The organism is Roseiarcus sp. (genome assembly GCF_052145395.1).
Lineage (GTDB): Bacteria > Pseudomonadota > Alphaproteobacteria > Rhizobiales > Beijerinckiaceae > Roseiarcus.
This window is the reverse complement of sequence record NZ_JBKQOT010000733.1, coordinates 1-22,593: the sequence shown is the minus strand read 5'-3', so window position 1 is coordinate 22,593 and position 22,593 is coordinate 1. Positions and strand designations below refer to the sequence as shown.

Sequence of the window (22,593 nt, the reverse complement as noted above, 5' to 3'; positions counted from 1 at the left end):
GGAGCACCGGGCCTGTCGGGCGAGGCATGTGGAGGTTGACGACCTGAGAGAAGCGATGGCGCCACCGGAAAGCGGTGCTGACCGCCGGATCAGAGCGGCTATGCCGATTGAACGCTAATTGAGCCTTTCGGATCGAGTCCGGGGATCTCGGGACGAGGTCGCGGGATCGGCGACATTTCGACGAAAGTCGCAATTTCGCCCCCGCCTCTTCATACGATCGTAATCCAAATGGTGGAGATGTGCGCCCGCAAAATCGCGAACGCGCCGTTGCCAAGACGGCGCGTTCGCGTCTGGAGCGGAGAGACGCATGCACCTCTACGACTTCGAAGTGCTGATGGACGGCGCGGTCGTGGCGGCCGAGCGCGCCGTACGTCTGTTTGACCCGCGCGCCGCATGGCCAGAGATCGCCAGGCTCGCCAAGCGCCACGACCAGCCCCGCTGCAAGATCCGGGTGAAGGACGAATCCGGACGCATCGTCATCCTGACCGGCGTCGTCTCCGTGCTGCGCCACGCGCGCACGCTGGCGGCGTAGACGAAGCTGCGACGGCGCGGAGGCTCACTCCGCCTCGCTCTTTTATTGGACGCTGCGGGCGCCCGGAGTCAGCGGGCGCAACAAAGGATCCGACGCAACGCGGCGCCGGTTGATCATTGGCCGAAATAGGAACCGGGCCGCGGCGGCGGGGCGCCGCGATAATGATCGCACAGAGCATGCGCCCGTCTTAGCTCTTCGATACTCCCAAAGGTCCGAAAGGCGACACTGGCGCAGTAGTCGTCCGGCGGCGCCATAGCGACTGGCGGCGGAGGGACGAAGGCGCCCATCGGCCCCGCGGGCATCGACGGTCCCGGTGGCATGGACGGTCCCGGCGGCATCGAGGGGCCCGGCGCTTCGGACGCCCCAAGGTCCGGCGAAGCCGAAGGCGGAGCTGCGTCTTGGGGGCCCGAAGGCGGGACAGCGTATTGCTGTCCCGGACGAACGACCGGCGAGTTTTCGAACAGGCCGGGCGGATAGTCCTGGTCGGCAAGCGCGGGCCCGGCGGCGAGCGCGGCGCAGAGGGCGACGAGGGGCAGGCTCAAGGGAATTGCGGATCGCGTGCGGTCGAAGACAAGGGCGAACGGAAATGGGACGAACTTGAACATGAACCAGCCTTTTCCCCTTCTTTTGCGGGAGGAAGGAACCCGCGACGCGGCCGCCGCGCCGTGAAGATCCTCGCATGCAAAGCCTGTGCGAGGCGCGTTCACCGTCGTCGCGTTCCGGATGATCGTCGGACATGATCGCAGATTTTCGGCGCAATATTGGCCGGGACCGGAGGAAAAGCGGCGCCATGCATTGGGTGCTCTTCTTTCTGCGTTCCGCAGGAGCGTCGTCGCTCTCAACGCGGCGAGCCCGCCACGCTTGCATCCGGGCGCCGCAACGGCGACGCCCGTTGTCCACGCGCTCACGGCAGAGTGTATTTGCCGCTATGCGTGGTGCAGCCCTCGCCCGTTCCGTCGGGCCGCGGCTTGCTTGAACTGGCGTACTGGTATGTCCCGCTTCCGGTCACGCCCTTCCACTTGCCGGTTCCGCCAACGAAGGTCCAGGCGCCCGGCTTGCCAGGCTCGTCGACGAACGTCCCGATGAAGGTGTCGCCGTCCGAGTCCGTCCACAGACATTCGCCGCGAGCGGACGCCTTTCCCTGCACGACAAGGACATTGCCCGCGCAGTGGTTGGTCGCGTTCGCCCAGGGCTTGAACAGGCTGTCAGACGTCTGAATGCCCCAGGACTCCACGTTCAACGCCGTGATGTCAGGGCTCGCCTGAACCATCGTCGCTTTCGAGTGGCTGCAGAACGTGCCGCCGTATTCGGTTTCGCCGGCATGCGCCGGCGCAACGACCGCCGCCGCGACGCTGAGGGCGAAGACGGCGAGAATGTCGCATGGTTTCATTTCAGGCCTCCTCATGGTAGCCCGCGCGTCTTTCTCGGTCCGCGCATTTGGCCCGTTCCCCTGGCGTCGAGGGCCGCGCGGCGGGTTTCTTGGCTTTCGCATTACGGCAAGACCCACTTACCGCTCATGTCGATGCAAATGTCGATAGAGCCGTCAGCGGCAGGCTTGCCTGCTCCAGCCATAGTCCACGTTCCTGTGCCCGTGACGCCTTTCCACTTGCCGGCGCCGCCGAGGAACGTCCAAACCGGCGCCTTGTCTGGCGCTCTCTTGTTTCGCCGATCAATGTGTCGTCCGAGGCGTCTGGTCGGCTCGCGCTGCGTGACGCGGGTTAAATACTCGCAGTGCAGATTGGGCTAGACGCCTCGTCGGGAAGCGACATTGATTCCCATCAATTGAAAGGGAATTTTTTTATCAGCCCGACGCCGGACTCCGCTTGCGCCTCATTTAACAATTACGTTAAATGAGGCGGATGGACCTCCTGAGCCAGACCTTCGCCGCCCTCGCCGACCCGACCCGCCGGGCGATCGTGGCGCGGCTGGCCGCGGGCGAGGCGACCGTCGGAGAATTGGCGAGGCCCTTCGCCATCAGCGGCCCGGCGATCTCGCGCCACCTCAAGGTTCTCGAGGAGGCGAATCTCATCGAGCGACGCGTCGACGCGCGCTGGCGCGTCTGCTCGCTCCGGCGCGACCGGCTCGCCGAGGCCGAGCGCTGGATCAACGAGACGCGCCTCTTCTGGGAGCGCGGCTTCGACCGGCTCGAGGCGCTCCTCGATGCGCAGGACTCGACAAAACCCAAATAATAGCGAAACCCAAGGGATAGGAAACGCGCATGCCGACCGACAGCCTCGTCCTCAAGCGCCACTTCAAGGCGCCGCCGGAGAAAGTTTTCGCCGCCTTTGCCGACAAGGCGCTGATGCAGGCCTGGTACGGGCCCGAGCATGCGACGATTCCGCACTGCGAAGTCGACGCGCGCGTGGGCGGCAGGTATCGCGTCGAAATGCACGCGGCGTCGGGCGCGGTCCACGTCGTGACCGGCGAGTTCCGGGAAATCCACCCGCCGGAACGCCTCGTCTACACCTGGGGCTGGCTCAACGGGACGGGCCGCGGGCCCGAGACGGTCGTCACCCTGACCTTCGCGTCGAAAGGCGGCGGCACCGATCTCACGCTTGAGCAGACCGGCTTTTTGACCGAGGACGCACGCGACCGGCACAACGAAGGCTGGACCTCGAGTCTCAACGCCCTCGACGCCGCGCTCTCCGGCCGCTTGAAGCCGCAGACGCCCCAGCCGACCCTGCTCGGAGACCCGCGCTCGACTTACGTGCGCTCGGCCCGCATGGCGTTCGCAGAGAAGGGCATCGCCTGCCGGCTGGACGTCCATCCGCCGCATTCGCCGGAAATTCTGGCGCTCAATCCATTCGGCAAAATGCCGACCTATCGCTGCGGCGATCTCTCGCTCTACGAAACGAGCGCGATCATCCGTCACGTCGACGAGACGCTGCCCGGCCCTGCGCTGATGCCGGCGGACCCGGCCGCGCGGGCCAGGGCCGAGCAGTGGATCAGCGTGCTCAACTGCTACGCCTACCCGTCGATCGTGAGGAACTACGTGCTCCAGTACGTTTTCCCGCGCGGGGCCGAAGGCCAGCCGGACCGCGCCACGATCGAGGCGGCGCTGCCGGAGATCCGCAAGATTCTCGGCGCGCTCGACCGGGCGGTCGACGCGCGCGATTTCCTGGTCGGCGACAGCCTCACCATTCCCGACATTTTGATGCTTCCCATGCTCGCCTATCTGAAGGCGATGCCCGAGGGCCGGGAGATGATGGCCGCCGTCCCGGACCTCAGGCGCGCGACCGACCGGCTCGCCGAGCGTCCGAGCTATGTCGCCGCGACGCAAGCTCCCGCCGCTTCATGAAGGAGGACGCCATGATCGACCACCGCGTCGTTTCGCACGAGGAATGGCTCGAGGCGCGCAAGGATCTCCTCGCCGAGGAGAAGGCGTTCACGCACGCGCGCGATGCGTTGAGCGCGAGGCGCCGCGCGCTGCCCTGGGTGAAGATCGAGAAGCCCTATCGCTTCGATGGTCCGCAAGGCCCGCTCAGCCTCGGCGCTCTTTTCGCCGGCAAGCGGCAGCTCGTCGTCCAGCATTTCATGTTCGCGCCCGACTGGGAGAAGCCGTGCAAGAGCTGCTCGTTCTGGGCCGACGGCTTCAACGGGATCGTCCCGCATTTGGCGGCGCGCGACACGGCCTTCGTCGCCGTCTCGCGCGCGCCGGTCGACAAGCTCGAGGCGGTGAAGCGCCGGATGGGTTGGACCTTCCCCTGGGTGTCGTCGGGCGACGGCGACTTCAACTACGATTATGCGGTCTCGTTCCGCGACGAGGATCTCACGGCCGGAACCGCGACCTACAATTACGCGTCGAAGCAGGGGTCGATGAAGGACCTGCCGGGGGTCAGCGCCTTCATCAGGGGCGAGGACGGCGCCCTCTATCACACCTATTCGTGCTTCGCGCGCGGGCTCGACATCCTGAATACGGCCTATAACCTTCTCGACGTCACAGCGCTTGGTCGTCACGAGGAGGGCCTGCCGTTCCCGATGAGCTGGGTGAAGTTGCACGACGAATACGCCGTCTGAACGAGGCCCGCGCGCCTCACGGCCGCGCATGGGTGTCGGCGGTGGTGGCGTAGGTGAATTCCTGCACGCCGACGTCAAGCAGCACCTCGCCCTTCACCCGCGCGTTGACCGAACGGATCAGCGCCTTGCTCATCCTGGCGAAGTCGAAGCGGTCGAGATGGTCGAAGTCGATGGTGTCGTCGTTGTAGACGTAGCGGAACGCCTCGTCGACGAGGATCGAGTCGGGCGCCATCTCCGCCGTCTTCAGCGCGCTGACGTCGACCGTGTAGCTGAGCAGCATGACGGCGTAGCCTTTGACGCCGCCGTCCTTGATGCGCGGCACGTTGATCTCGTGCGTCTTGCGCGCCTCGGTGACGCGCGCGGCCGTCGCGACGGCCCTCTGCTCGTTGAGGACGATCGCCTGGCGCGCCCCGATCTCGCCGGCGATCGCCGCGGCGACGGCGAACAGAGCAAGGAACAGGGAGCGGGTCATGCCTCCCGACCCCGCCACGTCCGCGCGTCATAGGTTCCGTCCGATTGGCCGTCGCGGATTGCGCGAGCGATGATTTCGGCGACCGCGATCGAGGCCTTGAGCTGCACGCCGAGAGCGCGCTTGTTGGCGTTGAGCGTCGCGTCGAGTTCGGCGAGCGCAGCGCCGAGGCGGCCGCCGCCAGTGGCGCGGGCGAGCGCGGGCGCGAGGCGATTGAGCTCGAGCAGCCCCTGGTTCTTGCGCTGACCATAGAGTTCGTAGGGCGCCGGCCGGCCGCTCGCGATGTCCTCGGTCTCCGCCGCCACCGTGCGGATCAGCCGCTCGACCACCGGCAGCGCCATGGCGGCGGCGTCGGCGCCGGGGCGGGACGGGCGGCTCATGCGCGTCTCCGGGCGGCGGTGAGCACGGCGCCGCCGACGATGTCGGCGGCCGCAGGCGCGGAAAGAACGTTGGCGCTCGCCTCGACCGCAGCGGCCGCCGTCTTTCCGACTGCTGCGCGGTCGCCGGCCACAAGGTCATGGGTGGCGAAAAGGCGGCGGCTCAAGCCCAGCGCGCCGGACTTGGCGATCTGCCGCGAGATCTGTTCGCTGAGCATCGAGCGCCAGACGTCGCCGGCCGTCCCCTCGCCGAAGAAGGCGCTCGACTCCTTCGGCAGCATCTCGCCGACGAAGGAATTGAGCGCCATCGCCTCGAACTCGACCTTCGCCCGCTGGGTCGGGTCGGAGGCCGCCGTCGCGTCCGCAAGAGCGTGGCGCGCGTCGGCGAGGCCCGGCGCGAGCGGCGAGGCGTTTGCCGCGCCGGAGCCCGTCGCCTTGGCGAGATCGAGCGCGAAATCGCCCGAAGGCTTGCCTGCGGCCAGCGCCGCGAGACGCTCCGCGGCGATGCTCGCCCGGAGGGGATCGGCTGCGTTGAGCACGTCGAGGACGACGTCGGTGGATGGGTTGAAGGACATTCTTCTTCCGTCCTGAGCGGTTGGCGCCCTTCCTCCTCGCGGGCGAAAGCAGACGCGCTGAGAGCGCGGCCGGATGAGGAGCGCGCGCTGCCTGGCGCGCTTCTCGGGCGCCAGACCCTCATCCGTCTGCCTTCGTCCGACACTGTCTTCTGCAAGGGAAGAAGGAGCGCGTGGCGGCGCTCGTCGGCCAGCGTGCCCTCGGTCGCTTACCCCTGGCTTGCGTCGCGTTTGATCAGCGTCCGTTCGACGATCTCGGCGAGATCCTTGCGCGCCTCGTGCTCGCGCCAGGCCTTCCCGGCGGTCTCGGCCGCCTGTTCGGCGAGCTTTGCGCGCACGCCATGGACGCGCGCGGCCCGGCTCACCCGTTCGGATTCGTGCGCGAGCGCGTCGAGTCGCTTCTGCAGGGCGCGGACCCGCCGTGCACTGAGTTTCGCCTGAGCCCCATAGGCGAGCTCGCCGGTTTCCAGCGCTTCGAGAACGGCGCGTAGGTCGTCGCTGAGACACGCCTGCTCATGCTGGATCGCCGAAAGCCGCCAGCGGCCGAGGTCGTGCATCTGCGAGGCGAGCTTTCCGATACGCGTAAGCGAGTCCACACGCTTCTTCATGGGTCATCCCGTTTTATGCTGAGAAGAGCCAGGCGCCGAAGCCGAGGAGAAACGCCTCGAGCGCCGGTTTGATGGTGGCGTAGAGCAGCGCCAGCGCGCCGGCGACGACGAAGGGCGCCGCAACGAACACGATCTGGATCTGCGGCGTCAGCCGGTTGATGAGCGCCAGCGCCAGATTGACGATCAGCGCGTAGATCACATAGGGCGACGCGATGCGCAGGGTTAAGCGGAAGGACTCGCCGAGCGCGTCGGCGACCTGGCGGAGCGCGAAGCGCGGCGAGAAATCAGCCCCGACCGGCATCACGTCATAAGAGGCTGCGAGCCCGCGCAGAAGCTCCCAGTGCAGGTCGGTGATGAACATGAGCGTCACCGCGGCGAGCGAGATCAGAGTCGCGAGCGGGGCGAGCGTCTCGCCCGCCTCGATCTGGACGCCAAACGGATTGTTGAACCCGAGCATTTGCGCAGCCGCCGAGGCCAGCGTCTCGAGCGCGGCGAAGAAAATGCGGGCGAGAAAGCCGATCATCCCGCCGATCAGGGTCTCGATCGCGATCGCGCGCAGGGTCACAACCGGATCGTCGCCGAGCGCCGCCGCGGGAACCTTGTCGAGGAGCAGCGGCGCGAGCGCCAGCGTCGCCGCGAAGGCGACGAAGAGCCGGATCTGCGTCGGAATCTCGCTCGACGAGAACCCCGGCGCTACCATAAGGCAGCCGCCGATGCGGCAGAACAGCAGGAACACGCCGATTGAAAGCCGCGGCGAGAGCGGCGGAGGCGCGAGCGCAAGGCCCTGTACGGCGAGCGCGATCATGCCGACGCGCCGTGATGTCTCACCACCAAGGGCACAAAGGGACACGAAGGCCTTCGTGTTCTTCGTGTCTTTGGTGGGGAAGACGCGCGCCTCACGAGATCGTCCCCAGCGACTTGATCTCGAAGCCGCGCGCGATCTCGAGCTGCGACAGCACCGGCAGCGTCGGGAACATGCGCTCGATGATCATCCGCACGTAAGCCCGCGTGTCAGGCGCGGTGACGAGCGCGAACTGCCGGCTCGAATCCATGCGCTTGCGGATCGCGGCTGAGGCCTCGGCGGCGAACTCTTCCATCAGGCGCGGATCGATGTCGAACTCGATCACGTCGCCCTTGGCGTCGCGCTTGAGCGCCTGATGGAACGCCAGGTCCCAGCGGTTGCCGAGGCGCAAAACGCTCAAGGCGCCGTTATCGACGAGATCGCCGCAGATCTGCTGGGCGAGGCGGGCGCGCACGTGCTCGGCGATCGCCTCCGGCCTTCGGACATGCGGCGCGATCTCCGCGACCGCCTCGAGAACGAGGCTGAGGTTGCGGATCGACACCCGCTCAGCGAGCAAAAGCTTCAGCGTCGCCAGCACGCCGGACTGCGAGATCTGCGACGGGCAGATGTCGTCCATGAGGCGCTTGTATTCGGGCTCGAGCCGGTCGACGAGGGCGCGCATGTCCTTGTACGACAGGAGCTGGGCGAGGTTGTTGTGGATGACCTCGGAGAGGTGGGTGAGCAGCACCGAGACCGGGTCGACAGGCTTGAAACCTTCGCGCCGGGCGTCCTTGACGAAGGCCTCGGGAATGGCGACGGCGCGGATGCCGAAGGCGGGCTCGCGCACCTCCTCGCCGGGCAGGTTCGGCTTGGGCCCGTCACCGATGATGACGAGCCAGTCGCGCACGCGCAATTCCTGCGTCGTCACCGGCGCGCCGTGGATCTTGATCTGGTAGGTCTTGGCCGGCAGCTTGATGTCGTCGGTCAAGCGGATTTCCGGCACGACGAAGCCGTAGGCCCTGGCGAACTTCCGCCGCATCTTGGCGATGCGCGAGGCCATCTCGTCGCGCGACATAACGAGCGCGGCGTTCAGCTCCTTCGACAGCACGAGCTCGATCTCGAAGGCCTTTAACTGCTCCTTGATCGAGGCGCGCGAATCGGCCTTGGCCCGCGCCTCTTTCGCCGCCTTTTGCGCGGCCTCTTCCGCAGCAGCCTTGGCGATGCGGCGCGGAATCGCCACGCCGACGAAGGCCATCAGGCCCGACAGCATGGCGAAGGGCAGGAAAGGCAGGCCGGGCACGACGCCGAGCATCGCCATCAGCAGCGCGGCGACGAACAAGGCGTTCGGGTAGCCGGAAAGCTGGTCGAGCACCGCCTTGTCGGCCGAGCCGCGCGTGCCGCCCTTGGCGACCAGAAGGCCCGCGGCGAGCGAGATGATGAGCGCGGGGATCTGGGTGACGAGGCCGTCGCCGACAGAGAGTTTTGTGAAGACGTCGGCCGCTGACGCCAACGGCAGGCTGTGGCGCGTCACCCCGATGACGATTCCGCCAAAGATGTTGACCGCGAGAATGATGAGGCCCGCGATCGCGTCGCCGCGCACGAATTTCGAGGCGCCGTCCATCGAGCCGAAGAAGGAGCTTTCTTCTTCCAGCTCGCGCCGGCGGGCCTGCGCGATCTTCTCGTCGATGAGGCCGGCGGAGAGGTCGGCGTCGATCGCCATCTGCTTGCCGGGGATGGCGTCGAGGGTGAAGCGCGCGCCGACTTCCGCGATGCGGGTCGCGCCCTTGGTAATGACCAGGAAATTGATCGTCACCAGGATCAGGAACACGATGATGCCGATGACGAAGTCGCCGCCCATCACGAGATGCGCGAAGCCCCCGATGATGTAGCCCGCCGCCGTCGGCCCCTGCTCGCCGTGCGACAGAATGAGCCGCGTGGTCGAGATGTTGAGCGCGAGCCTCAGGACGGTGGCGACGAGCAGCACCGTCGGGAAGGCCGAGAACTCCAGCGGCTTCTGGATCCACAGCGCCACCATCAGGATGAGGACGGAGAGCGCGATCGACAGGGCGAGGCCGAAGTCGATCATGAACGCCGGGACGGGCAGGAAGAACAGGCACAGGATCAGGACGATGCCGACGGCGAAGCCGATGTCCTTTCCCCCCCGTCCTGCGGGGGCTGCTGGCGCAGCCGTCACGGACATGTTTCGCGCTCGCATCCCCTCGCGCCGCGGTCATCCGGCGCGGGGAGAAGGGTGGGCGGCGAAGCTTGCGCGGGCGTTGTAGGGCGCGCTCGCTGAGCGCGCCGTGGCGCAATGCAGACTCCGCCTTACGGCGCGGCGTCCAAACGTTCGTCTTTGCCCGATTGGCCTGCGCGTCCCGGCCATTTGTGTTGACATTGTGTATACGAGCGACGATCCTTGCAAGCATGCGAAGAAGCCGAATTTCAGTGATCGAAAGTCCGGGCGCTGCGGAGGTCGCCGGCGCGGAGCGGTCCTCGGCCGATGCGAAGGGCAGCGTCAACCTGGAGATCGAGGCCAAGACACTTCAGCTCATCGACGACGCGGCGGCGATCCTCGGCAAGACGCGCGCCGAGTTCATGGTTGAAAGCGCGCGAAGGCGGGCCATCGACGTGCTGCTCGACCAGCGTGTCCTCCTGCTCGACTCCAATCGCTACGACGCCCTGGTGCGCGCGCTCGACAATCCCCCCGCGTCGGAACCGAAGCTCAAGTCGCTGCTGAGCCGCGTTCCGGCATGGCGAAAGTAGCCGACAAGCCGGAAGCCGGTGAAGCGATTTTATCTTCGGTGCGCCGAATTCATCGGACATCCCGTGGACATCCGCACCCTGATATGCCGATCGAGACGATGATTGCGTCGTTCGGCTGGTTTCACCGCTCCCCACCTTCCCTTCGCACGCCGAGCCAGATCACGTGTCTCGGGCCGCCGTGGACGCCTCCAGCGCGAACGCGTTTGTCCTCGACCGAAAAACCCGCCTTTTCGAACCGCTTCGCGAACGCGACGTCCGGGCCCTGCGACCACACGGCGAGCACCCCGCGGGGAGAGAGCGCCGCGCGCGCCGTCGCTAGGCCCTTCATCGAATAGAGGTGGTCGTTCGCCGCCTGCGTCATGCCTTCGGGGCCGTTGTCGACATCGAGCAGGATCGCGTCGTAGCGCGGCTTGGGAGCACGGATCAGCGTCGCGACATCGGCCTCGACGATTGTGACTCCGGGCTGGTCGAGCGAGGCGCCAAAAAGCTCCGCCATCGGACCCCTCGCCCAGCGCACGACGGCCGGAACCAGTTCGGCGACGACAATTTGCGCCCCGGCGCCGAATGCGCTCTGCGCCGCGCGGAGGGTGAAGCCCATGCCGAGTCCGCCGATCAGAATTTTGGGCTTTTTTCGGCCGCCGAGCTTTTCGGCCGCCAGCGTCGCCAGCGCCTCCTCCGAGGCGCAGAGCCGCGAGGTCATGAGCTCCGCGACGCCGACCTTGATGGAAAACTCCTGTCCCCTCCGCATTAACCGCAACTCCCCGCCCAGCGGCAGAGCGGCGCGGTCGAGTTCTATCCAGGGGATCATGGGCGGGTCCGGGGGGCGGGTTTCACGCTGTGGCCGCCCGTTCGCGCGAGCGGGCGTGCGGTGATGGGCCGGGCGCAAGGAAAAAGCAATTGCAGGCGCGGATTGTAGGGGGCGCTCGCCGAGCGCGCCGAGGCCGGGTCAGCGACCGCCTTACTGCGCCGCGGCGCCCGGTCAGGGAATCGTTGCAATAAACGGAAAGTTAGGTTATCATATTCCTGATTATAAGAATATCGGCGCGAGTCTTCGGGCGGCTCCCGATGCGGGCGTGGCCATGCGCGGCAAAGGGTGACGATAGAATACGGCCGATGGCGGAGCGTAGGGCCTTGAAAACATTGAAAATGGCAATGGGAAGATCTTGTCTGGAGTTGGCCTGGATTTGGGTTCGGCGCCCGGTCGGCTTGGGCGGCGCGGCCTTGGCGCTTGGGATCGCGCCGCCGCTCACGGACAATGGCTTCGGCCATCGAGGGAGCGGGTCGGAACGCGCAATTGTGACCGATTCCGACGCCGAAGCCTTTGAAAACGCGCCGCCCTTGCCAAAATGGCGCGGTTACTTGTAGCCCCGCTCGATCCGCGCGTAGAGCTGGTCGGTGAAGATGGCGAACTTGCCGCCGACGAAGCTCGCGGTCAGGCTCGCGGCGAGGAAGACGGCGATCATCTTCGGCACGAAGGTCAGCGTCATCTCCTGCACCTGGGTCAGCGCCTGCAAGAGCGCGATGGCGACGCCGACCGCCATCGCCGCCCCGACCGCCGGCCCCGCGCCGACGACCACCATCCACATCGCCTGCTGGACGAGATCGACCGCGTCGCCCTCGTTCATTGCACAGTCGCCCCGCTGCCGAGCGACACCGTCTGGCCGCTGGTCAGCGTCGCCGTCGCGCCCGAGCTCGTGACGCTGACCGAGGCGACCGTGCCCGACGTTGAGCCGTCGGAGGACGTGATGGTCGCCCCGACCAGGCCCTCGGCCTGCGACAGCGAGCTCGCGGTCAGGAGGGAGGAAAGCGTCGTGTTCGTCTGAACCGCCTGCCCGACCTCGGAGACGGTCGCGAGCTGCGACACCATGGTCGAGGGGTCCATCGGCTGGGTCGGGTCCTGGTTCTTCATCTCCGCCATCAGAAGGGTCAGAAAGTCGTTGTAGCTCAGCGACTGGGTCGTGGATGTCGTGGACGCGGCGGTCGACGTCTGGGCGGCGGCGCTCGTGACCGCTGAGGTTGGTGCGACAGTCATGACAAGTCTCCTTCAGGCGGCGGCGGCTTCCGCCTCGCGCTTCAGTTCGCCGTCCTCGATTGCGAAGAGCGTGCGCAGCGTCTTCATCGCCTCGAAACCACGGCCCTTCGCGAGCGACTGGGCGACGGCTCTCAACCCCGAAACGAGCTCCGGCGTCTGGTAGGCGCCGAGCGCCGTCTCGATCAGCGAGCGCGCCAGAGGCGTCGCCGTCGCCGTCGCACCGGGGTCCATAAGCATGATCTGCACCGCGAAATAGATTTGGCGGGTGAGCGTGGTCGCGTCCTTGGCCTGCATCACGTGGTTCTCGAGCAGGAAGGTCACGTCGTTGAGGAGTTCGATCGTCGCCTTGCGGTCGACGCGGATGACCGCCCCGTTGATGAAGAACCGCTCGCCGGCCCTGAGCGTAATATTCATGCGTCCCCCCTACTTGAGGCCGTCGCGGATGATCTCGTTGATCTCGATCATCGGGGCGAGGTCGTCGGTGACGCGCGAGCGGACGCGGTCGATCTCCTTCAGCATCCAGAGGCCGATCGAGATGAGGCCGGCGCGCAACGGATCGGGCAGCTCGTTGTTGGGGTCCTTGAGGTCGTCCATAAAGATCATCCAGAGCCGGCGCAGGTAGAACAGCGCGTCGACTCGTTCGCGCGACAGCGGCCCCTTCTCCTGCGCCATGCGCAGCATGCCGATGACTCGGTCCATCGCGGCGCGCTCCCGCGCGCGCATGGTCGCGCGCGACTCCTCGACCACTTCATTGTAGGCGAATTCGTACATTGAGATCCCTGGCGCTCGTTACGAAACAGGAAGGTATTGGGCCAGGTTGAGCTGCTGCAGCCGCGCGGTGAGCTCGTAGGCCACCTGGATCTGGTTGGTCAGCGCCGTGATCTTCGCGGCCGTCGCAGTCTGATCGACGTTGTCGAGGTTGCCGACCTGAGTCTGGATCAGCGTCAGTTGCGAGCTCATCGCGCTGTTGGCGTCGGTGACCTGAGACTGCGTCGCGCCCAGCGCGGCCTGCGTCTGAGTGACGGCGCTTTGCCCCTGGCTGACGAGCGACGTTGCCGCGGAGGCGACCGCCTGCTGGGCCGAGGTGCTGAGCGACGACCCGCCAAATGCCGCGACCATCGTGTAGGCCTCGGCGAGGCTCTGAAAGGCGGGCGAGTTGGTGTTGGTCGAGGTCGTCACGGTCTGGCCCGGCGCGATTTCCGCGCTCGTGTTTGTGCTCGACGCCGTGGACCAGTCGGACGTCCAGTTGCTGCCGGAGAACAAGTCTGCGAACGGCCCGGAGAGAAAGCTCTGCATCTGCGAGGCCGTGATGTTCGCGGCGGCGGCAGAGGTCGGCGAACACCCGAAAGCTGTTTCGAACGCGGTTTCGACGGCGCTGCTCGCCTTCGAACCCGTCGAGAAATAATCGTTCAACGGCGCCGCGCCGCTATTGATCCCGCCGAAGACGTACGCATCGCCAGAGGTCGCGTTGGCCGAGGAGGTCAGCTCCTGCAGGGCCGTTTGGCCGATGGTCTGCAGCTGCGCGCCCGAATCGGCGCCGGCCGTCCAGGTTGCGAGATCCTGCACGGTCGTTTGGGCGCTCGTACTCATAGAGGTCAGGGCGTCCTGCGCGGTTGAAAGATTGGTTGCGACGACGCTGTTGCCCGTGGTCAGCGCCTGCAATTGCTGGACCTGCTCTTTCAGCGACAGCTCGTAGCCGGACTGGTCGCCGAGCTGAAGGCCGAGATCGGCGTACTGGCCCGTCGATTCTTCCGTGATCGCCGTCGTGAGCTGAGCCTGCGCCTGTTGTACCGGCAGGACGAGGCTGTTGGCGAGATATTGGGTCGAGACGAAAGTCGGGTTCATCGTCATGCTGCCTGCAGCAGAGCGGAGAACATGTCGTTGACCGCGGTCAGGAGTTTCGCCGTTGAGGCGTAAGTGTTCTCGAGATTGAGCATATTCGTCATTTCGGAATCGAGATTGACGCCTGTCGCGTTCGACAGCGCCGAGGTCGCCTGGGTTATGAGCGCGTTCTGATAATCCGAGGCGTCGCTCGTCTGCTGGTTCTCGCCCTGCAGCCAGCTCACCGAGGCGTTGGCGTAGTCGGTGAGGCGCGCCGAGGTCCCGAGCCCGGCCGAGGCGTCGAAGCTCTGCGTCGACCCGATCGCGCTGACGAGTTGTTGCAGCCTGGCCGTGTAGCTCGTATCGCCGGTCGTATTGTAGACGTAGTTGGGATTGCCGGAGATCCCCCCGTCGCGCAGCAGGGTTGCGTTGCCGCCCTGCGAGGGGTCGACGCTGGGGTTGACCTCGATCGCCGCGGCGAGGCCGGCTGCGTCCGAGGTCGAGGGGACGCTCGTCGCGCCTTTCGTGGTGAACAGGCCAGGCAGCAACGGTTGCGACGAAGCCGTCTGGTCGCCTTCTGCGAAGGCGTTGATCAGTCCGCCGGCGATCTGGTCGAGCTGCGCCTGATACTGCGGCGCGAGCGTGTCGCGCAGCGTCGCATATCCCGCGAGCGCGCCCGACTGGATCGGCATGAGGGAGCTTGAGCCAGTGATCGGAACCCCGTCGACCGTGACGGGCGACCCGGTCACGCCGTCGACGTAGCTCGATGTCGGCGTGAAGGCGACCGTGCGCGCCGTGTCCTGGAACAGCGTGACGCCGCTGTCGGTGTAGATCGACATCGAACCGTTGGCGGCGGTCGTGGTGGTCACGCCGATCTGCTGGGCGAGCTGCGTAATCAGCGAATCGCGCGTGTCCTCGGCGGTTGCGACGTTGGCCCCGCTCGCAAGACCGCCGATGACGGCGTCGTTTGCGGTCTGGAACTGGGCGAGGAGCGAATTGATGGTCGAGACCGACAAGGCCATGTCCTGATCCGCCTGCTCGCGCAGGTGATTGACCGCGGCGTCTCCTGCATTGAGCGACTGGGCGAGGGTCTTCGCGGCGGTGACCGCGGCGTCTGCGGCGGACGTGGAGGTCGGCGAGCCCTCGTAGGTTGTCAGCGCGCTCTGGAGATTGGACAGCATTGCCGATGGCGAGGCGCCGTTCTGGTCGGCGCCGGAGGTCGATGACGTCGTAGAGCTGTCGTCGACGGTGGCGGCGAGCGTCGCGAGCCCATTGGCGATCGCCTGCTGCGCCGCCGCTTGCGCCGTCGAGGTCGAAACCTGCTCGGCGAGCGCCGCATTGGCGATGCGGGTCACCGAGGCGGCGTCGGCGCCGCCGTATGGATTGGCCACGAGGTTGGCGACCTCGCGCGAATAGCCGGGCGTGTTGACGTTGGCTATGTTGTTGGAGACGACCGCCGTCTGCGCCGCGTTGGCGGCGAAGGATGAGCTGATGATGTTGAACGCGGTCGAGAGGCTCATGGCGCGTGTCCCTGATTCGCGATCACGGCTTCAGGTTGTTGAGGACGTCGAGAATGTCCGCCCCGGTCTGGAAGACCTTGGAATTGGCCTCGTAGGCGCTCTGAGCCTGGATCATGTCCGTGAGCTCGGTCGCGATATCGACCGTCGAGCTTTCCAGCGAACTGGACTCGATCGAGCCGAACCCGGAATCGCCCGCAGATCCGACGAATATCGGACCCGAGGCGGCGTTTGCCGTATAAGCGTTGCCATTGACGGCGCTGAGATTGTCGGGGCTCTGCGCATTCGCGAGCGGAATGTCGTATGCGGCGACAGACGCGCCGTTCGAGTAGTTGAAAGAGAGTGTCCCGTCCGCGGCGATCGAGGCGCCCTGAAGGCTCGCCGGCGCGTTGCCGTTGGTGGTCTCCGCGGACACGCTGAAGCTGGAGGCCAGCTGACTCATGCTGCTGAGATTGAGGTTCATCGACTGGCCGCCAGGAACCGTGAAGGTGAGCGGCGACCCGACTTGAGCGCGCCGGTCGAGCCGAAGGTCAGCGTCTGGGTCGCGAGCGGACCGGACGAATAGGGAAAACCGCCGGCCGACGCCGCCTTCGAGGCGTCGAACGCGTCGACCTCCCAGGTCCCGTTCCCTTCGTTGGCGAAATAGAGATTGATCGTGTGGGCGCCGCCGAGATTGTCGTAGACGACGAGCGAGGTTTCGTCCGTGTAGGTCGAGTTCGAGCTGTTCGCCGATGGGAGATCGGCCGAGGCGATCGTCGTCGACGTTGAAGGAAGGTTGGCCGTCAGCGATCCCGACGTCGTCGGCGTCGCCGTCTGCCCCGCGTTGTCGACGTTGACCTTCTGCAGGCCGCTCAGCGAATTGGCCGGCGTCGCCGACTGGCCGTTCTGGACGCTGTTCGCCATCAGGTAATAGCCGGCGCTGTTGACTAGGTTGCCGGAGGCGTCCGGGACGAACGAGCCGTTTCGTGTGAGGTAAAGATCGCCGGCCGAATCGGAGACGACGAAGAATCCGGCGCCCTGGACCGCGAGATTCGTGGCCGTCTGGGAGGTGACGATGCTGCCCTGGAGCGAGTTCAGCGAGATCGTGCTTGTTTGCACGCCTGCGCCCTCGACGCTTCCGCTCGCAACCTGGTCGACCATGGTCGAGAAATCCGTCTCGACGTTCTTGTAGCCGGTCGTGTTGGCGTTCGCGACGTTCTGCGAGATCGACGACAGCCAGTTCGAGTCGGCCGACATGCCGGAGACGCTGGTGTTGAGAATGGTCATGAAGACTCCTCGGCGTGCCAGCCTATTCGAACCCCACGGCCTTGCCTGAAGCTGGCGCCTCAGGTCGTCGAGCGGACGAGGCTGCCGACAAGCAGGCTCCAACCGTCTACGAGCACGAAGAACAGGACTTTGACCGGCAGCGAAATGATCGAGGGCGGCAGCATCATCATGCCCATCGACATCGTGAGCGTGGCCACGATCATGTCGATGACGAGGAACGGGAGCACCACAAGGAAACCGATTTCGAAGCCGCGCCTCATGCTCCGAAATCATGTAGGCCGGGATCAGCAGCCGGAAGTCCACCTTCGATCGGTCGCCTGGTTCGAAGCGCCCCTTGGACAGGCTCTCGAACAAGGCGATGTCCTTCTCCCGCACCTGCGACAGCATGAACTCTCGGAAGGGCTGCGCCACCGCGGCGAGCGCGTCCTGCTGGCTGATCTGATTGTCCAGCATCGGCTTGAGGCCGGTCTGCCAGGCCCGGTCGAAAGTCGGCGCCATGACGAAGAAGGTCATGAACAATGCAAGGCTGATCAGAACCAGGTTGGCCGGGGCGCCCTGGACGCCGAGCCCAGTGCGCAGAAAGGACAGGGCGATGATGAAGCGCGTGAAACTCGTCACCATGATGAGCAGGCCTGGCGCGACCGACAGAACGGTCAGCAGCGCCACCATCTCGATGATGCGGCCGCTCGCCGAGGCCCCGCCCGACGGGATCAGCGCGCCGAGGTCGACGGTCTGGGCGGCGGCCGGGTCCGCCATCAGGACGATCGCGAGCGCGGCGAAGGCCAGGCGACTCATTGCACCACCAGCGTGCGAAGCACGAGCTCGCGCACCTTTCCGTCCGAGCGGGTCGCGGCGCGTTCGTTGAGGTCCTCGCGGACAGATTGGAGGCCGATCGGCCCTTCGAGCTGCTTCAGCGTCGTGGTCCTGAGATAGGCGAGGACGTCCTCGCCGATCTTGCCGGCGACGGCCTCGGGATGGGGCAGGGCCTTGGGGTCGAACACGATCGAGGCCTCGAGCCGGATCCAGGTGTCCTGGGGGGCGCCGAGGTTGGTGACGATCGGCGCAAGGTCGTAGATCGTCGACGCCTCGGCGGGGGCCGCTGCCTCCTTCGGCTTCTGCGCCTCGGTCACGGCTGGGCGGAGCATCTCAAATCCGGCGCCGGCGCTAGCGCCGATGAGCGCGACGATCAGGAACTCGATCAGCGCGCCTTTGAACCCTCCGGAAGGCGCGACTGCGGGGGCTGCGGCGTCAGCCATAGGAGCGCCTGCTAGAACGGCCTGACGGCGTCATAGATCTGCTGCCCCCAGGACGGCTGCTGGAAGTCGCTCTGCCGGCCGCGTCCGCCGTAGGAGATGCGCGCTTCGGCGATTTTCTGGTAGGCGATGGTGTTGTTGAGGGAGATGTCGGTCGGATTGACAATGCCCGCGACCGTCAATTGGCGCATCTCGTAGTTGACGCGGACTTCTTGCGAACCTGAGATGACGAGGTTGCCGTTCGGCAGCACGCGCGTGACGACAGCCGCCACCGAAACCTGGATCTGCTCGGAGCGGTTGACATCGCCCTGGCCCTGGGTCGAGGAGGTCGAGGTAAGGTCGCCGAGGAGCTTGGCCGGCTGGCTCGAGGACGACGACGAGGATCCATTGTTGAAGCCGTAGTCGATGGTCTGGCCATCCTTGGTCGTCATGGACCGGTCGGAGCCGTTGCCGAGTTGCGCCTTGTCGTTCATCATGATGATGACCGTGACGATGTCGCCGACCTTGCTGATGCGCGGCTCGGCGTAGAGCGACGGCGGCGGACCGAAAGTGTGGTTCGGACCGAGCGCCTGCGCGCTCTGAATTGCGGCCGTCTCGTCAGAGATGAACCCCGCGCCAACAGGCGAGAAGTTCGGCTCGCGCATGAACTCGGAAGGGCTCTGCCAGCAACCCGCGAGCGCGAGAGCAGCGAGCAACGGAGCGAACGGCGCAGGCCGCATTAGGACCTCTTCTCCTCCGGGTTCACACCGGCGATGAGGCCGGCCAGCCGACTCGCGCGATCCGCGTCCATCTCCCCGAGGATCGCTCCGGCCGCGCTCGGCTTCAGCTTGCCGAGGATCGCCGCGGCCGTGCGATCGTCGAGGGCGCTGATCTGCCGCGCCGCGCTTTCGGGCTCCATCTTGCTATAGATCGCGACCACATCGTCTTGAGCCGACTTCATCAGAGCGTCGCGCTTGGCGATCCAATCGCGTGCGGAGGCCTCGGCCTTCTCGAGATCGGCTATGCGCTGGCGGACCTGCCCGTCGAACTCGGCGAGCCGCTTCGTCTGCCAGGCGATGCGAGCCTCCGCGATCGAAGGGGCGACGCTGGCGCAATATCGGCCGGCGTCGGGGTCCACCGCCTTTTCCGCGGCGACCTTTTCCGGAGCGGCTTTTGGCTTCAGCGCGTCGGGCGGCTTGCCATCCTGGGCGAAAACAGAGGAGGCGAACGTGGCCACGACGGTGACCGCGACAAGGGTTCGCAGGATGCGGATGATCGACATGCGTCGGCCTCGAATACGGGCGGCATCGTGGGCTCGGCGGCTTGCGCTGGGCTTGCGAGCTACTGGATGACGAGGTCGGCCTGAAGCGCGCCGGCGGTCTTGATCGCCTGGAGGATGGCGATGATGCCTGGTGGCTTGACGCCGATGCGGTTCAGGCCGCCCACCAGCATGCGCAGGCTCGAGCCGCCGACGATGGCGATCGGGCCGCCGGTCTGCTCGGCGGTGATCGTCGTGTTCGGGGTGACGACGGTGCGGCCGTTGACGAAGGGATTCGGCTGCGACACCTGGGGCTGCTCGTTGACCCGGACGGTCAGCGTCCCATAGGTGACGGCGACTGTCGAGATCTGCACGTCCTGTCCGACGACGACGGTTCCAGTTCGCGAGTCGAGCACGACACGGGCGGCCATGTCTGGCTGGACCTGCAACTCGCCGATCTCCGCCATGAAGCGGGCGAACGAGACGACGCGCGGGCGAAAGAGCTCGACCGTCCGGGCGTCGACCTCGTATGCGGCGCGACCGCCGAACCGGCCGCGAGCATAGCTGTTGATTGCATCCGCGATGCGCACGGATGTCGCGTAATCGGGGTTCTTGAGCTCGAGCATCGAGCGCAAGTCGTCCGGCGCGCCGACGATCTCGTGTTGGACGATCGCACCGTTGGGGATGCGTCCGGCGGTCGGCACGCCCTGGGACAGCGTCTCGCCTTCGCCTTGCGACTGGAACCCGGAGACGGAAACGGCGCCCTGCGCGGTTGCGTAGAGACTGCCGTCGGAGCCAAGCATCTGAGTCAGGAGCAACGTACCGCCCATGAGTGAAGGTGCGTCGCCGAGCGCGGAAACCGTGACGTCGAGGCGGGAGCCGGTCTCGACGCCCGCCGAGAGATCGGCCGTGACGATGACCGCGGCGACATTGCGGTTGCGCAGTTCGACGCCGTGCACGTCCATGCCGAGGTTCTGCAACATGCCCTGCACCGCCTGCTGCGTGAACGGCGTGTTGCGGAAGGTGTCGCCCGTGCCGCTGAGGCCCACGACGAGCCCGTAGCCGACGAGCTGGCTGTCGCGCGGGCTGCGGAGCACCGCAATGTCCTTGATGCGCGCCCCTGCAACGGGCGCGACGGCGAGACACAGCGCCACGAGAGCGAGGACAGCGCGTCTCATCCGCCGCCGACCTTGACCGAGCCGTCGGGCTGCACGGCGCCGGACACGGTGACGCCGCTGTCGCTGTTACGCACGCGCACGACGTCGCCGATCGACCCGTCCTGGAGCGCCGCGCCGGTGGTGACGATGAGCAGACCGCCTTCGGCGTAAACGAGCTTCACTTCCGCGCCGTTGGCGACAAGCTTGCGGTTGGAGACTCCGGCGTAGGGAATCGCGTGGCCCGGCAGCAGCGTCAGCCGCGCAACCTTGCCGACAATCATCGCCCTGTCCTCGACAAACGCGCCGCCTGCGTCGTGCACGCCGCCCTGAGGCAGATCCGTCAGCATGTCTTCGCGGATGACGTCGCCGGGGTAGATGACTGCCTTCGGCGACGGGGCGAGCGCCTCCTGCGCCGGCGCCGGATTGCTGGCGGCAGCCAGGAGCGCGATTGCGGCCGAAGCGGCCTGAATTCGTCGCGAGCACATCGGCCTCCTCCTAGCCGCGCATGTTGGAGATCGTGCCGGACATCTGGTCGGCCGCCTGGATGACCTTGGAGTTCATCTCGTAAGCGCGCTGCGCGGCGATCAGACTAGTGATCTCGGTGACCGGGTCGACGTTGGACGCCTCGATGTAACCCTGCTGAAGGATGCCGAACGCCGTGTCTCCCGGCACGCCGACGGTCGGCTGGCCGGAAGCTTGCGTTTGCTGGAAGTAGTTGCCTCCGAGGGCTTGGAGACCGGCATCGTTGACGAAGTTGGCGATCGTGAGCTGGCCGAGCTGCTGGGGCGTCGACTGGCCGGGCAAGGTGACCGTGACGACGCCAGTCTGACTCACGGTCACATTGGTCGCGTTCGCCGGGACGATAATCGACGGCGTTACCGTATAGCCGTCCATCGTGACAATCTGGCCATTCTGGTTGGTGTTGATCGCGCCGTCGCGGGTGTAGACGGTGTCGCCGTTGGCGTTCGTCACTTGGAACCAGCCGCGACCGTTGATCGCGAGGTCGAGCATGTTGCCCGTGTTGGTCAGCGCCCCCTGGATATTGACGGTGCGGATCGCTGCGGTCCGTACCCCGAGTCCGATCTGCGCGCCTTCGGGAATGGTGGCGTCCCGGCCGCGGCTGGACACGCCCATCAGCCGCTCGGTCTGGTAAATGAGATCGGTGAATTCCGCGCGCGAACGCTTGAATCCGGTCGTGTTGATGTTGGCGATGTTGTTGGCGATGACCTCCAGGTTCCGTTCCTGGGCGCTCATGCCCGTCGCCGCGATCGTCAACGCTCTCATCGCGCCATCTTTCCTGAATGTCTCAGGGTTTCGCCGCCGCGTTCAGATCGACATCCGCGAGATGTCCTGCCAGGCGGAGACGAGTTTGTCGCGGACCGCCAGCACCGACTGCAGCGTGCGCTGCGCGTCCATCACCGATTCGACCACCCGCATCGGCGGCGCGGCGCCCTCGATCCCCTGAATCGCCGCAGCCTCCCCGGTCTTCAATACATCGACAGCGGAGCCTACGGCCTGACCCAGGGCTTCCTCGAAGCCGACGCCGTCCAAGGGCGATGTCGGCGTCTGCGGCGCCGCCGGGCCGAGCGTCCTGCCGAGACCGCTGAGCGCCGAAAGTCCTTCAATCATCGTCCTGCTCCTTTGCCTCTCGCCTCACGCGTCCTTCATCAGAGCGACCGTCTGGTTGAGCATGTCGGCCGTCTGTTTCGCTACCTGAAGGTTGGCCTCGTAACTGCGGTTGGCCTCCCGCATGTCGGCGAGCTCGACGAGCACGTCGACGTTCGGCATCTTGACCACACCTTCCGCATCCGCGGCCGGGTTTCCGGGGTCGCGCTCGAGCTTGAACGGCGTCTGGTCGACCCCGATTGCCTTGACCTCGATGAGGTTGGCGCCTGTGGCGCGGTCGAGCGCGCTCTCGAACGATACGGTCTTGCGCGCGTAAGGTTCGGCCCCGGCGGTCGGGCCAGTCGACTGGGCGTTGGCGATATTCTCTGAGACGATGCGCAGCCGCGTCGACTGCGCCTGCAGCCCGGAAGCGGCGATTCGAAGAGAATCCTGGAGAGGATTGGCCGTCATTTCAGCGCCGCGAGCATGAGCTGGTGGAAGGCGCGGCGAATGCCCGAGCTCATCGAGAAGTCTCGGTTCACGTCGCCGACATTGATCATCTGTTGCTCGAGATTGACGGTGTTGC

General features: G+C 66.2%; 29 protein-coding genes and 1 pseudogene. 5 read left to right on the top strand and 25 right to left on the bottom strand.

Features of this window, described 5'->3' with window-relative positions; genetic code table 11:
- Positions 1-307 precede the first annotated feature (307 nt).
- On the top strand, positions 308-532 hold the full coding sequence (locus ACLP25_RS25290) for a hypothetical protein (protein ID WP_442471873.1): 225 nt from the start codon (positions 308-310) through the stop codon (positions 530-532).
- 904 nt (positions 533-1,436) lie between these two features.
- Here the strand turns inward: ACLP25_RS25290 and ACLP25_RS25285 are convergent.
- Complete coding sequence (locus ACLP25_RS25285) at positions 1,437-1,922, bottom strand: hypothetical protein (protein WP_442471872.1); 486 nt, start codon at positions 1,920-1,922, stop codon at positions 1,437-1,439.
- A 469-nt stretch (positions 1,923-2,391) separates the two neighbouring features.
- On the opposite strand from ACLP25_RS25285, the gene ACLP25_RS25280 reads away from it, so the two are divergent.
- From ACLP25_RS25280 to ACLP25_RS25270, 3 genes are read left to right on the top strand one after another with little or no spacing between them, the layout of a single operon-like run.
- Positions 2,392-2,721 carry an ArsR/SmtB family transcription factor gene (locus ACLP25_RS25280; RefSeq protein WP_442471871.1) on the top strand — a complete coding sequence of 110 codons (330 nt, stop codon included), beginning with the start codon at positions 2,392-2,394 and terminating at the stop codon, positions 2,719-2,721.
- A 29-nt stretch (positions 2,722-2,750) separates the two neighbouring features.
- Positions 2,751-3,830, top strand: a complete 1,080-nt coding sequence (locus ACLP25_RS25275; RefSeq protein ID WP_442471870.1) for an SRPBCC domain-containing protein — start codon at positions 2,751-2,753, stop codon at positions 3,828-3,830.
- Positions 3,831-3,844: 14 nt separating this feature from the next.
- Complete coding sequence (locus tag ACLP25_RS25270) at positions 3,845-4,549, top strand: DUF899 domain-containing protein (RefSeq protein WP_442471875.1); 705 nt, start codon at positions 3,845-3,847, stop codon at positions 4,547-4,549.
- 16 nt (positions 4,550-4,565) lie between these two features.
- On the opposite strand, the gene ACLP25_RS25265 is transcribed toward ACLP25_RS25270, so the two are convergent.
- The 6 genes from ACLP25_RS25265 to flhA form a co-directional block, all read right to left on the bottom strand.
- Positions 4,566-5,021 (bottom strand): hypothetical protein, encoded by a 456-nt coding sequence (locus ACLP25_RS25265; protein ID WP_442471869.1) that lies wholly within the window; start codon positions 5,019-5,021, stop codon positions 4,566-4,568.
- A complete protein-coding gene (locus ACLP25_RS25260; RefSeq protein ID WP_442471868.1) occupies positions 5,018-5,398 on the bottom strand; it encodes a hypothetical protein in 381 nt (126 codons plus the stop codon). The genes ACLP25_RS25265 and ACLP25_RS25260 overlap by 4 nt, the downstream gene beginning before the upstream one ends.
- Entirely contained in the window at positions 5,395-5,970 is a 576-nt protein-coding gene (locus ACLP25_RS25255) for a rod-binding protein (RefSeq protein WP_442471867.1), read from the bottom strand. Before ACLP25_RS25255 ends, ACLP25_RS25260 begins: the two co-directional genes overlap by 4 nt.
- A gap of 206 nt (positions 5,971-6,176) precedes the next feature.
- On the bottom strand, positions 6,177-6,575 hold the full coding sequence (locus ACLP25_RS25250; RefSeq protein WP_442471866.1) for a hypothetical protein: 399 nt from the start codon (positions 6,573-6,575) through the stop codon (positions 6,177-6,179).
- Positions 6,576-6,588: 13 nt separating this feature from the next.
- Positions 6,589-7,380, bottom strand: a complete 792-nt coding sequence (locus ACLP25_RS25245) for a flagellar biosynthetic protein FliR (protein WP_442471865.1) — start codon at positions 7,378-7,380, stop codon at positions 6,589-6,591.
- 91 nt (positions 7,381-7,471) lie between these two features.
- Entirely contained in the window at positions 7,472-9,556 is a 2,085-nt protein-coding gene (flhA, locus tag ACLP25_RS25240) for a flagellar biosynthesis protein FlhA (protein ID WP_442471864.1), read from the bottom strand.
- Between the two features lie 224 nt (positions 9,557-9,780).
- On the opposite strand from flhA, the gene ACLP25_RS25235 reads away from it, so the two are divergent.
- Positions 9,781-10,119, top strand: coding sequence for a type II toxin-antitoxin system TacA family antitoxin (locus ACLP25_RS25235; RefSeq protein WP_442471863.1), 339 nt, complete (start codon positions 9,781-9,783; stop codon positions 10,117-10,119).
- 121 nt (positions 10,120-10,240) lie between these two features.
- Here the strand turns inward: ACLP25_RS25235 and ACLP25_RS25230 are convergent, their stop codons facing one another.
- From ACLP25_RS25230 to flgC, 18 genes and pseudogenes are all read right to left on the bottom strand, one after another.
- Complete coding sequence (locus ACLP25_RS25230; RefSeq protein WP_442471862.1) at positions 10,241-10,927, bottom strand: spermidine synthase; 687 nt, start codon at positions 10,925-10,927, stop codon at positions 10,241-10,243.
- A 547-nt stretch (positions 10,928-11,474) separates the two neighbouring features.
- A complete protein-coding gene (locus ACLP25_RS25225) occupies positions 11,475-11,744 on the bottom strand; it encodes a flagellar biosynthetic protein FliQ (RefSeq protein ID WP_442471861.1) in 270 nt (89 codons plus the stop codon).
- Complete coding sequence (flgD, locus tag ACLP25_RS25220; protein ID WP_442471860.1) at positions 11,741-12,151, bottom strand: flagellar hook assembly protein FlgD; 411 nt, start codon at positions 12,149-12,151, stop codon at positions 11,741-11,743. The genes ACLP25_RS25225 and flgD overlap by 4 nt, the downstream gene beginning before the upstream one ends.
- 12 nt (positions 12,152-12,163) lie before the next feature.
- A complete protein-coding gene (flbT, locus tag ACLP25_RS25215) occupies positions 12,164-12,565 on the bottom strand; it encodes a flagellar biosynthesis repressor FlbT (protein ID WP_442471859.1) in 402 nt (133 codons plus the stop codon).
- Between the two features lie 9 nt (positions 12,566-12,574).
- Positions 12,575-12,922 carry a flagellar biosynthesis regulator FlaF gene (gene flaF / locus ACLP25_RS25210; RefSeq protein ID WP_442471858.1) on the bottom strand — a complete coding sequence of 116 codons (348 nt, stop codon included), beginning with the start codon at positions 12,920-12,922 and terminating at the stop codon, positions 12,575-12,577.
- An 18-nt stretch (positions 12,923-12,940) separates the two neighbouring features.
- Positions 12,941-13,996, bottom strand: a complete 1,056-nt coding sequence (locus tag ACLP25_RS25205; protein WP_442471857.1) for a flagellar hook-associated family protein — start codon at positions 13,994-13,996, stop codon at positions 12,941-12,943.
- Between the two features lie 2 nt (positions 13,997-13,998).
- Complete coding sequence (gene flgK, locus ACLP25_RS25200; RefSeq protein ID WP_442471856.1) at positions 13,999-15,492, bottom strand: flagellar hook-associated protein FlgK; 1,494 nt, start codon at positions 15,490-15,492, stop codon at positions 13,999-14,001.
- A 22-nt stretch (positions 15,493-15,514) separates the two neighbouring features.
- Positions 15,515-15,952 carry a flagellar hook-basal body complex protein gene (locus ACLP25_RS25195; protein WP_442471855.1) on the bottom strand — a complete coding sequence of 146 codons (438 nt, stop codon included), beginning with the start codon at positions 15,950-15,952 and terminating at the stop codon, positions 15,515-15,517.
- Positions 15,949-16,725, bottom strand: coding sequence for a flagellar hook-basal body complex protein (locus tag ACLP25_RS25190; RefSeq protein ID WP_442471874.1), 777 nt, complete (start codon positions 16,723-16,725; stop codon positions 15,949-15,951). The genes ACLP25_RS25195 and ACLP25_RS25190 overlap by 4 nt, the downstream gene beginning before the upstream one ends.
- Before the next feature lie 89 nt (positions 16,726-16,814).
- A pseudogene (fliP, locus tag ACLP25_RS25185) lies at positions 16,815-17,550 on the bottom strand (flagellar type III secretion system pore protein FliP).
- The gene (locus tag ACLP25_RS25180) at positions 17,547-18,011 is read right to left on the bottom strand and encodes a flagellar basal body-associated FliL family protein (protein ID WP_442471854.1); all 465 of its coding nucleotides are present in this window, start codon (positions 18,009-18,011) and stop codon (positions 17,547-17,549) included. Before ACLP25_RS25180 ends, fliP begins: the two are co-directional and overlap by 4 nt.
- An 11-nt stretch (positions 18,012-18,022) precedes the next feature.
- Positions 18,023-18,727 (bottom strand): flagellar basal body L-ring protein FlgH, encoded by a 705-nt coding sequence (locus tag ACLP25_RS25175; RefSeq protein WP_442471853.1) that lies wholly within the window; start codon positions 18,725-18,727, stop codon positions 18,023-18,025.
- A complete protein-coding gene (locus ACLP25_RS25170; RefSeq protein ID WP_442471852.1) occupies positions 18,727-19,269 on the bottom strand; it encodes a MotE family protein in 543 nt (180 codons plus the stop codon). The genes ACLP25_RS25175 and ACLP25_RS25170 overlap by 1 nt, the downstream gene beginning before the upstream one ends.
- 59 nt (positions 19,270-19,328) lie before the next feature.
- The gene (gene flgI / locus ACLP25_RS25165) at positions 19,329-20,423 is read right to left on the bottom strand and encodes a flagellar basal body P-ring protein FlgI (RefSeq protein ID WP_442471851.1); all 1,095 of its coding nucleotides are present in this window, start codon (positions 20,421-20,423) and stop codon (positions 19,329-19,331) included.
- A complete protein-coding gene (gene flgA, locus ACLP25_RS25160; protein WP_442471850.1) occupies positions 20,420-20,887 on the bottom strand; it encodes a flagellar basal body P-ring formation chaperone FlgA in 468 nt (155 codons plus the stop codon). Before flgA ends, flgI begins: the two co-directional genes overlap by 4 nt.
- 10 nt (positions 20,888-20,897) lie before the next feature.
- Positions 20,898-21,686, bottom strand: coding sequence for a flagellar basal-body rod protein FlgG (gene flgG / locus ACLP25_RS25155; RefSeq protein ID WP_442471849.1), 789 nt, complete (start codon positions 21,684-21,686; stop codon positions 20,898-20,900).
- A gap of 42 nt (positions 21,687-21,728) precedes the next feature.
- Positions 21,729-22,031 (bottom strand): flagellar hook-basal body complex protein FliE, encoded by a 303-nt coding sequence (locus tag ACLP25_RS25150; protein ID WP_442471848.1) that lies wholly within the window; start codon positions 22,029-22,031, stop codon positions 21,729-21,731.
- Between the two features lie 24 nt (positions 22,032-22,055).
- Positions 22,056-22,478, bottom strand: coding sequence for a flagellar basal body rod protein FlgC (gene flgC, locus ACLP25_RS25145; RefSeq protein ID WP_442471847.1), 423 nt, complete (start codon positions 22,476-22,478; stop codon positions 22,056-22,058).
- Positions 22,479-22,593 lie beyond the last annotated feature (115 nt).